Source organism: Neisseria sp. S1, assembly GCF_048060015.1.
GTDB lineage: Bacteria > Pseudomonadota > Gammaproteobacteria > Burkholderiales > Neisseriaceae > Neisseria > Neisseria arctica.
This window is the reverse complement of the sequence record NZ_JBLUPI010000043.1, coordinates 1-1,163: the sequence shown is the minus strand read 5'-3', so window position 1 is coordinate 1,163 and position 1,163 is coordinate 1. Positions and strand designations below refer to the sequence as shown.

At 42.0% G+C, this 1,163-nt stretch carries 2 protein-coding genes and 1 pseudogene; 1 reads left to right on the top strand and 2 read right to left on the bottom strand.

What is annotated here, in order from left to right; genetic code table 11:
* Positions 1-107 (top strand): annotated as a pseudogene (locus ACEPPX_RS11815) (IS1595 family transposase); the annotation flags it as partial.
* Between the two features lie 198 nt (positions 108-305).
* On the opposite strand, the gene ACEPPX_RS11810 reads toward ACEPPX_RS11815, so the two are convergent.
* Positions 306-635, bottom strand: a complete 330-nt coding sequence (locus ACEPPX_RS11810) for a hypothetical protein (RefSeq protein ID WP_416624200.1) — start codon at positions 633-635, stop codon at positions 306-308.
* A 241-nt stretch (positions 636-876) separates the two neighbouring features.
* Positions 877-1,163, bottom strand: a 287-nt coding sequence (locus ACEPPX_RS11805; protein WP_416624199.1) for a tyrosine-type recombinase/integrase, incomplete at its 5' end; no start/stop codon positions are given.

Genomic DNA, 1,163 nt, shown 5'->3' with positions numbered 1-1,163 from the left:
TTGACCGAAAATCTTTCCCTTTATTCTTGAAAGAATGCGAATTTCGTTTTAACTTTGGTACACCAAAAGAGCAACTTAAAATCTTGCGAATTTGGTGTGATATTTAAGGCTAATCTAATACAGCCCCAATAATTATATAAATAATATATGATTTTATCTAAGGCGGCTCTTAGGGTGTTGGCCTCGATTACGGGGCATATCGGCCACAATGGTAATAAAAAACACCAGTGGGGCTGCTGGTGTTTATGCAGGTTTATTTTCAGTTAAACCGCTTTGCTGTATTGCATAGCAAAATTTTGCATTTCCTATGCAGCCTGCGTCTTGGCTTCTTGCTTCTTCCGACGCTCTTTCAGGGTTTCGCGTATCATTTCGTTTGCCAGCATCTTTTGCTCGCCCTCAATAAAGCGTGCCAAAATTTGCTTAATCAGCGGCTGGTAGCCAATACCATGTAGTGAGGCAATGGCTTTTAAGTCATCGATCATGTCTTGTTGCAAACGAATTGATATAGGCTTCAAGCCTAATGCGGCATCTAGAACTTCGCCTGTTAAAGCAGATTTTTTTACATATGCTTCATCTGCGCCAAACTCGCGGTTTTCCCATTTCTCTACATCGTCATAGAATTTAGGGTTTGTCATGTTGGTGTTTTCTTATGCGTATTTGTTGTAAATGCGTATTTCTTCGCTGTTGGCCTCATACGCAGTTTTTAATACAATCCGGCCATTATTAAAGTCGTTAATAAATACAATTTTCAACAATCTGCCTCTGTTTGCTTCGGCAATAAACCATTGTGTAGGGGGTATAGTTTGGTTTTCTGCCCTACTATCCTCCAAAACCCGTTTTTCCTATTACTAAATGCTTCAATAACTTCAGTCTCACTTACTTGATGCTTGGTAAGTAGCTTTGCCTGTGTAACAGGTAGGGCGTTTGGCTGGTTAAGCTGTGTAGCTCTTGCAATAGCTCAATTGTCCAATCCGACAATGGAACTTCATGCGGTCTTGGCCGCTTCATTCTTTCGGCCGGAACGCGCCATAACTTAGCCTTGAAGTCGATTTCTGCCCACATACCGCCCCGCAATTCGGTATTACGCAAAAACACCAGCATAATCAACATCACGCCGATTCTGTTCTGCTGGTTCACATCGGCCACAAGCAAGCGGCGGTAAA

Excerpts from the sequence above, each read along its gene's own strand:
- ACEPPX_RS11810 (WP_416624200.1), bottom strand. The coding sequence starts at position 635 with ATGACAAACCCTAAATTCTATGACGATGTAGAGAAATGGGAAAACCGC.